Origin of the sequence: Rickettsia aeschlimannii (assembly GCF_047973405.1) — a bacterium.
Classification (GTDB): domain Bacteria; phylum Pseudomonadota; class Alphaproteobacteria; order Rickettsiales; family Rickettsiaceae; genus Rickettsia; species Rickettsia rickettsii.
This window is the reverse complement of record NZ_JBFQGO010000006.1, coordinates 116,823-125,498: the sequence shown is the minus strand read 5'-3', so window position 1 is coordinate 125,498 and position 8,676 is coordinate 116,823. Positions and strand designations below refer to the sequence as shown.

The following is an 8,676-nucleotide window of genomic DNA, read 5'->3' as shown; positions in this document are numbered from 1 at the left end:
GGCAATGATAATGCTGAGCTTAATAAGCTTGGTAGCGTTTCATGGCAAAGAAGTAAGGCAAAGCTTAAAAATCGTATAAAAGAGATAGCACTGCATTTAATACAAATAGCAGCTAAAAGGAAACTTAATAGTAGTGCTTCCGTTGAATTTGACCTTGAAGAATATGATAAATTTTGTGCTAATTTTCCTTTCAGTGAAACGGAAGACCAATTAACCGCTATAAACGATATTAAAGAAGATCTAAGAAACGGTGTGTTAATGGATAGGTTAATATGCGGTGATGTCGGGTTTGGTAAAACAGAGGTAGCAATGCGTGCCGTTTTTATGGTAGCAAAATCTCTAAATGAACATTTACCTCAAGTAGCCGTAGTTGTACCGACAACTATTTTATGTAGTCAACATTTTTCAAGATTCATAGAACGGTTCAAAGGTTTTGGTTTAAATATCAAGCAATTATCTAGAGTTATTAGTTCTAAAGAAGCAAAAATTATAAGATCGGAGCTTGAAAGCGGTAAAATAAATATAATAATAGGCACTCATTCTTTATTACATAAAAATATAAAATTCTTTAATTTGAAATTGTTAATAATCGATGAAGAACAACATTTCGGCGTCAGTCAAAAAGAATTTCTTAAATCGCTAAAATCCTCTTCCCATGTACTTGCAATGTCGGCAACACCGATTCCTCGAACGCTGCAAATGTCAATGACCGGTTTAAAAGAACTTAGCATTATTGCAACGCCGCCTCTAAACAGGCTGGAAGTTCGTACCTTGGTTATGCCGTTTGATCCCGTTATTATCAGAGAGGCATTATTACGCGAACGTTTTAGAGGCGGAAGAAGCTTTTATGTAGTTCCAAGAATTAAAGATATAGAGGATATCGAAAAACAATTAAAACAAATCGTGCCGGAATTAAGCTATAAAATAGCTCACGGAAAAATGACCCCGAGTAAAATTGATGAGGTTATGAGCGAGTTTTATGCCGGCAAATTCGATATACTAGTCTCAACTACTATTATAGAATCAGGAATTGATATAGCCGAGGCAAATACCATGATCATACATAAGGCTGATATGCTGGGTCTTAGTCAGCTATATCAATTGCGTGGTCGAATAGGTCGAGGTAAAATGCGGGGTTATGCCTATCTAACGGTAGCAAGTCATAAAAAGATGACATCGCACTCCTTAAGACGCTTAGAGATAATACAAAATAGTTGTGCTTTGGGCTCAGGCTTTACTATTGCAAGCCATGATATGGATTTACGAGGTTTCGGTAACTTGATAGGTGAAGAACAATCAGGACAAATTAAAGAAGTAGGTACAGAACTCTATCAAGAAATGCTGGAAGAACAAATAGCTATTTTTAAAGATGAACCGATTGTTTCAGAACAACCCTTTATCCCGACTATTAATTTGGGATTATCCGTCTTTATTCCAGATAATTATGTAGCCGATGCAGCTCTTAAACTTGGACTATATAGAAGAATAGGTAATTTAAGTAATGAGATAGAAGTAGAGACATTTAAAGATGAGATGATTGATAGATTCGGTTTACTACCGATTGAATTTAATAATTTACTTGATATTGTAAAAATAAAACTATTATGCTTTAAGTTAAATATTGAAAATCTAGATTCAGGAGATAACGGATTTGTGATTAAATTTTATAAAAATGCCGATATGACTGATAAAATTTTAAAATTCGTTAGTACTTACTCTAATCAGGCAAAAATCAAACCAGATAATAAATTAGTATGTATCAAGAAATTAGTAGATAAAAATATAATTGTTGAGGCAAATCAACTACTTTGGAATTTATCGGAGGTGTAGACTCGATGTCATTCCTGCTCAGTCATTGCGAGCAGCCGTAGGCTGCGTTGCAATCTCATGAAATAATAACAAACTCCTGAGATTGCTTCGTCAATTGCTATGCAATTTCCTCGCAATGACGGTAACACGTTTTTAACATAATAAATATGTCCCATAACCTAAAGCAATTATTTCAACAACATAACGTAAAAGGTTTGTCGATTAATTCTAAAACCGTTAAGGATAAAGACGTCTTTTTTGCGATTAAAGGACGGAATACTGATGGAAATGATTTTATTAAGGGTGCTTTAAGCAAAGGTGCAGTATTAGTAATTACGGACAATAAAAAAAATATTGTTATAGATAAAGTAATTTACGTAAAAAATGTGCAGGCAGTTTTATATGAAGTCATAGAAATATTCTATCCTAAAAAACCAAAGAATCTAATAGCCGTAACCGGTACTAACGGTAAAAGCTCGGTAGTATCCTATATAGCTCAAACATATTCATTACTTGGGAAAAAAGCAGCATCTATAGGTACGATAGGGGTAGAAATATTTGGCTGCGATAATCTTATAAATGATGTACCAGAATTAACAACTTTAGACTATTTAAGCTTTAGAAAAATTGCTCATAATTTAGCTGAAAATGGTATAGAATATTTAGTTTTTGAAGCTTCTAGTCATGGTCTTGATCAAGCAAGACTTAGGGAAATAAAAGTAAATATCGCATGTTTTACTAGCTTTAGTCAGGATCATCTAGATTACCACCATACAAAAGAAAATTATTTATTAGCCAAACTAAAATTATTTATAAATCATTTATTACCGAACGGCATCGCAATATTAAATTCTGATATAGAAGAAATAGAGTTTGTTAAAGATTATCTACATAATCATAATATTAAATTTATAACCGTTGGGAAAAAAGGTGATTTAGAAATAACTAGAATTAATGGTTCTTTAAAAGGACAAAATATTAATTTTACATTTAATAATAGAGAATATAATTTTAATACCCCGATAATTGGTAGCTTTCAGGCTAGTAATTTATTAATTGCTGTTCTTAGCATTCATTATACTGGTTTTGCTTTTGATGATGTTATAGATTCTTTAGTGGAAGTTAAAGCAGTAAAAGGCAGAATGGAGAGAATAGATAACACTAATATCTTCATTGATTATGCCCACACTCCGGACGCTCTTGAAAAAGCTTTAACGGAACTGAAAAATATTAAATTACGTGGTAGTAAGCTAAGCGTAGTTTTTGGCTGCGGTGGTAATCGTGATAAGGCAAAGAGAAGTCTTATGGGGCAAATAGCCGCAAAACGTGCTGATACCATCATAATTACAGATGATAATCCACGCAATGAAGACCCAAAGCTTATTAGAGCTGAAATCATAAGTGGTATAGAGAAAGCAGATTATACAGAAATAGCAAATAGAGAAGAGGCTATTAAATACGGTATAAATAATTTAAAACAAGATGATATCTTGTTAGTTGCCGGCAAAGGTCATGAAAATTACCAAATTATAGGCGATAAGAAATTACCTTTTGATGATGCTGAGGTTGTGAGGAAGTGTGTAAAAGTTTGTCATCCCGTGACTTGCCCCATAGTACCGGACAGTTTTTAAAAAAAAATCTTGATGTCATCGCCGCGGAAGCGGGGATCCAGAAAAATGACTCCAATATTAATACAGAAGTTACATATTTAATAAAATAAACATATAAAAAGTTTGCTTTTTATATGTTTACTGGCTTCCCGCCTACGCGGGAATGACATAAACAAGCCATACAACAACACATAAATAACAAAAACATATGATCTGGAACTCTAAAACTTTAAGTGCTGCTCTCGGTATAACAATCTCTAATTCTATAAATTGTAATGAAGTGCAGTTTAATTCCAAAGACGTTAAAAAAGATGATTTATTTATAGCACTTCAAGGTAATAGAGATGGTCATGATTATGTTCTAGATGCAATAGATAAAGGAGCAGCAGCCGTAATTATTAGTAAGCGAGTGGAGATCAATGATAAAGATAAAATTATCTTAGTCGATGATTGTTTTGAAGCTCTACAAAAAATGGCTTTATATAAACGAGAGAATTCAAAAGCTAAATTTATAGCTATAACAGGCAGCGTCGGTAAAACTTCTACCAAAGAAGCACTGAAAGTATTATTACAACATGATTTTCTAGTTTTTGCTAGCCGAGGTAACTTCAATAACAAACTCGGTATGCTTATTAATCTTGCTTCAATGGCTGATGATACGGAATATGCTATTTTTGAGCTTGGCATGAACCATAAAGGTGAAATAAGAGAGCTGGTTCAAATATTAAAGCCGAATATTGCCATGATTACTAATATTTCAGAGGTTCATTTAGAATTTTTTAACTCGCTTGAAGAGATAGCTGAAGCTAAATGTGAGATTTTTGCAAATTTTAGCAAAAATGATATTGCCGTTATTAATGCCGATACTAATTGCTATAACAAAATATTATCGATATTAAAAAACCTTTCTATCACTGATATACATAGCTTTGGTAGATCATCTAAAACTTTAGCAGAATTAATTTTATATGAGAACCTAGGGGAGCAAGTCTACTTAAAGTATAAGATAAATAATAAAGTCTTAGATGTAACGATACCGTTTATTCCTCGGCATTTTACCGAAAATTATACCGGTGTACTTTTAATTATCGATATATTAGGTAAAGATATAGAGATAGCTGCAAATCACTTAGCAAATATTTCTCCTACTAAAGGAAGAGGGGAAATTATCAATATACAAAATTGTCGTGTAATTTGTGATTACTATAACGCAAGTCCGCAGTCAATGAAAGCTGCATTAGAATATTTAAAACAAGTACCTGCCGAGAATAAAACTGCTATAATAGGCGATATGCTAGAGCTAGGGGAAAATTCTAAACGATTACATGAGAAACTAGTGCAGTACATATTAGATGCCGCTTGTTCTAAGGTCTATTTAGTAGGAGTAAATACTAAATATATTGATGATTTACTACCTTCCAAAATAGCTAAAAAATACTTTAAAAATGTTGATGAATTAATTACGCATATTACGAATTTATTTGAAGGTAATGAGCTTATTCTAATAAAAGGGTCAAGAGGCGTAAAACTTGATAAGATTGTTGATTATTATAAATAAATACACTAGGATATTCTTAATATTGTGTGGTTTTGGTTGCCCGTCATTACGAGGAAAATTACAAAGTAATTGCCGAAGCAATCTCAAAATGTTTGACGAGATTGCCGCGTAGTCTACGACTGCTCGCAATGACGATTTGGTATCCATGCACAATGAATAACATCAAAATATACTTTTAAATTTAAATCTACAAATGTTATACAATCTTTTATTTCCTCATATCCATAATTCACATATAGCTAATTTATTTCACTATATTACTTTTCGTAGTGGTCTTGCTATTATTATAACTCTAAGCCTTAGCTTTATCACTGGTCCGATATTAATAAAATTTCTGCGATCTCTTCAAAAAAACGGTCAGCCTATACGCTCAGACGTACCTGAATCACATCAAACAAAAGTAGGTACTCCGACAATGGGGGGCATTATGATTATTTTGTCTAGTTGTCTTTCTACTTTATTACTTGCTGATTTAACTAATAAATATACTTGGATTACGTTATTTGGTTTTATTAGTTTCGGTATTATAGGATTTATGGATGATTATGCTAAGGTAACTAAAAATAATCATTACGGAGTAAGAGGAAAAAGTAAGCTTTTACTTCAAGGAATTATTAGCTTCATTATATGTGTTTTACTAGAATATCTAGATAAAAGTCCAAGTCATTTACTTAACGTACCGTTTTTTAAAAATTTAAGTTTGGATCTTGGTTATTTTTATATAGTTTTTGCTATATTTGTTATAGTCGGCTCTTCTAATGCCGTGAATCTAACGGATGGGCTTGATGGTCTTGCTACCGTTCCTATTGCCTTTACTGCCGGTTCTTTTGCTTTAATAAGTTATTTAGTAGGAAATCTAATTTACTCAAACTACTTACAGCTAACCTATATACCGAATACTGGAGAGTTAACGGTGTTATGTGCAGGATTAGTCGGTAGCTGCCTTGGATTTTTATGGTTTAATGCACAACCGGCAGAAGTTTTTATGGGCGATACCGGTAGTCTAAGTCTTGGTGGTGTACTTGGTATTATTAGCGTTATTACTAAGCATGAAATAGTTTTAGCTATAGTAGGCGGTTTGTTTGTTATTGAAACGGCATCCGTAATTTTACAGGTATATTACTTCAAAGCTACTAAAGGAAAAAGAATATTTAAAATGGCACCGCTCCATCATCATTTTGAAAAACACGGCTGGGCAGAATCAAAAGTCGTAATAAGATTTTGGATTATTTCAGTTATATTTGCTCTTATAGGCTTATCATCCTTAAAATTACGTTAACTATATTCGTTTATCTATCTTTTATTTATCAAAAATACATTAACATTAACTTTCTCTTTGCTTTTGTACAAGAAATTTACTATAATTCTGATATTAATTTATAGTAGGTGTATGGCGTGGCTAAAGAAATAGATATAAATAAATTATTAGCACAAGAAAATAATGCTTTAAATACTATATTAAGCCAAGTAAATGAATTATGCGAACAAAATAAGCAGTTGCAAGGTTTAATCGAAATACAAAATGAAACTAAAGAACTAGAAAAAGAACATAATAGATCGTTGCCTTGGTTTAAAAGATTTGTAAAAACAGTTTCTAATGTAAAGTATATTTTTATAAAAAGTGAAGAACAGTTAACAAATGAAGCAATAAAGTATAATAATAAAATATTAAAAGATATTGATAATAAGATATATAATATAGCGGAAAAATCTGCACCTTTAAAGCAAGCATTACAAGAAGAAATCGAAAAAAATTTTAAGGATTTAACAAAGAAAGATTTATCTAAAGATCAAAGAGAAAGAGTATCAGAAGTATTTTTTAGTTATAAGAGTAAACCTGAAAGATTCTCAGCTCTACATATGACAAATCCCTTACAATTCATTAATGCTGAAAAACTAGAGAAACAATATAATTCTTTAAATGCTACAAAACAAAACATCCAAAATTTAATATCCGAAAATTCTAATATCAAAGAACTTAAAGAAATACAAAAACAGGTTGCTGAAATTAGGGAAGAAGTACCTTATACATTTTTTGAAAAATTAAATAATATGTGGCAAAATGTTAAAAATATTTTTGTAAATAATAGTGAGCAGGTTTTAGCAAAAAACAAAGAGAGTAATACTAGAATAATTAGAAAGATTGATGAACAATTATATAAAACGAAGCATAAATTTGAGGCATTAATTGAAAATAAAGAAAGAAATATTAATGATATAATTGCAAAATTACCTGACAATGAGGAGTTACAAAAGATAGTAAGTAACCTTACAAATCGCATGGCTTCAAAAAAAGAACCAATATTAGCAAATTCGTCCCTAGCTAAACCTTTGGAAAATAATATAACACCGCCTCCTCCTTTATCACAAAATAACATTCCACCGCCACCCCCACCGCCACCCCCACCGCCACCCCCGTCTATGCCTACTATGGCTCCGGCTTCGGCTCAGACTGAGACATTATCTAAGCCTGTAGAAGCTACTACGATTAAAAAACCGGAAAATCAACCACGTCCTTCTATAGATACTTCTGATTTAATGAGAGAAATAGTAGGGCCAAAAAAACTAAGAAAAGTTGAAAAAACTGATGTTAAGGTACAAGATTCTAGAGATTTATTGCTGCAGTCCATAAGAGGTGAACACAAACTAAAAAAAGTTGAATTTGATCCTAATACAGGAAAACCGGTTGCACATTCTCATAGTAAGTCTGCTCAGAATATTAACAAACCTAATGGAGTTGCATCAATTTTAGCACGAAGAGTTGCTATGGGGATGAGTGATAGTAGTAGCAGTAGTGGCAGTGAAAGCGATAGTGGTAATTGGAGTGATTTTAGTGTTAATAGGAATAAATCAAAAAGTCTAAAAACTAAAGGAGAACGAGATGCTAAAATGACTACGCATGCTCAAAAAATTCTAAATAATAGGCACTCACAAAAACCATCATTTGTTAGATAATAAATGTCATCCCCACGGAAGCGGGAATCCAAAAAATAACTTTAATACTGCTATAAAAGTACCATTAATTGATAAAATAAACCTAAAAAACAAGTTTTTTATAGGTTTTACTGGCTTCCCGCTTCCGCGGAGATGACATAAAACACCATATAAATCTACCATTTAAACTTCTTAGTTATTTCAACTATTCTTTTACCAAAGAAATTAGCAGTTTTTAAATCGCCTTGAGTAGGAGTAATATCAGGAGAAGATTTGTGGTTAGATTGAGTCATACATCCTGACCAGTTACCTAAGCGGTTAATTTTATCAGGATCAGGCATCTCATGATCGGAAAAATTCGGAGTAGCTTCAGCTTGCCCGAGCCAAATCATACAATGCTGCATAGCGAAGTGAAATAGCTGCTGAATACTGCATAACTTATTACCTGAATAAGAAGCAGAATTAGTAAAAGCTGCAGCTATTTTATCTTTCTATTTTTGTTATGTCCATCTAGTTGAGGTAGCTTCCATAAATATTTTAAACGATCCTGCTAAACTACCAATATAGGTTGGGACTCCAAAAATGATAGCATCTGCATTATCTAATAAATCCCAATCGAGATTATGAGGTTTATCTTTATTTATTTGTATAATAGAAACATTTACTCCTGCTTCTTTTACGCTCTTATTTAGTTCTTCAGCTACTTTTGCAGTATGACCGTATCCACTATAATATACGATAGCTACTTTAACCATTTTATTCTCC

Annotated in this window: 7 protein-coding genes; 5 read left to right on the top strand and 2 right to left on the bottom strand. The window is 32.3% G+C overall.

Annotated elements, in window-relative coordinates; translation table 11 throughout:
• From mfd to rickA, 5 genes are all read left to right on the top strand, one after another.
• The coding region (gene mfd / locus AB4K15_RS06060; RefSeq protein WP_500225750.1) for a transcription-repair coupling factor at positions 1-1,830 on the top strand (1,830 nt) is incomplete at its 5' end.
• Between the two features lie 146 nt (positions 1,831-1,976).
• Positions 1,977-3,440, top strand: a complete 1,464-nt coding sequence (locus AB4K15_RS06055) for a UDP-N-acetylmuramoyl-L-alanyl-D-glutamate--2,6-diaminopimelate ligase (protein WP_500225747.1) — start codon at positions 1,977-1,979, stop codon at positions 3,438-3,440.
• Positions 3,441-3,627: 187 nt separating this feature from the next.
• Complete coding sequence (locus tag AB4K15_RS06050; RefSeq protein ID WP_032073349.1) at positions 3,628-4,977, top strand: UDP-N-acetylmuramoyl-tripeptide--D-alanyl-D-alanine ligase; 1,350 nt, start codon at positions 3,628-3,630, stop codon at positions 4,975-4,977.
• A gap of 193 nt (positions 4,978-5,170) precedes the next feature.
• Positions 5,171-6,256 (top strand): phospho-N-acetylmuramoyl-pentapeptide-transferase, encoded by a 1,086-nt coding sequence (gene mraY, locus AB4K15_RS06045; protein WP_032073350.1) that lies wholly within the window; start codon positions 5,171-5,173, stop codon positions 6,254-6,256.
• Between the two features lie 116 nt (positions 6,257-6,372).
• Positions 6,373-7,932, top strand: a complete 1,560-nt coding sequence (gene rickA, locus AB4K15_RS06040; RefSeq protein ID WP_500225015.1) for an Arp2/3 complex-activating protein RickA — start codon at positions 6,373-6,375, stop codon at positions 7,930-7,932.
• Between the two features lie 155 nt (positions 7,933-8,087).
• On the opposite strand, the gene AB4K15_RS06035 is transcribed toward rickA, so the two are convergent.
• Positions 8,088-8,303 (bottom strand): hypothetical protein, encoded by a 216-nt coding sequence (locus AB4K15_RS06035; RefSeq protein WP_032073424.1) that lies wholly within the window; start codon positions 8,301-8,303, stop codon positions 8,088-8,090.
• 108 nt (positions 8,304-8,411) lie between these two features.
• Positions 8,412-8,666 (bottom strand): flavodoxin family protein, encoded by a 255-nt coding sequence (locus AB4K15_RS06030; RefSeq protein ID WP_084698706.1) that lies wholly within the window; start codon positions 8,664-8,666, stop codon positions 8,412-8,414.
• Positions 8,667-8,676 lie beyond the last annotated feature (10 nt).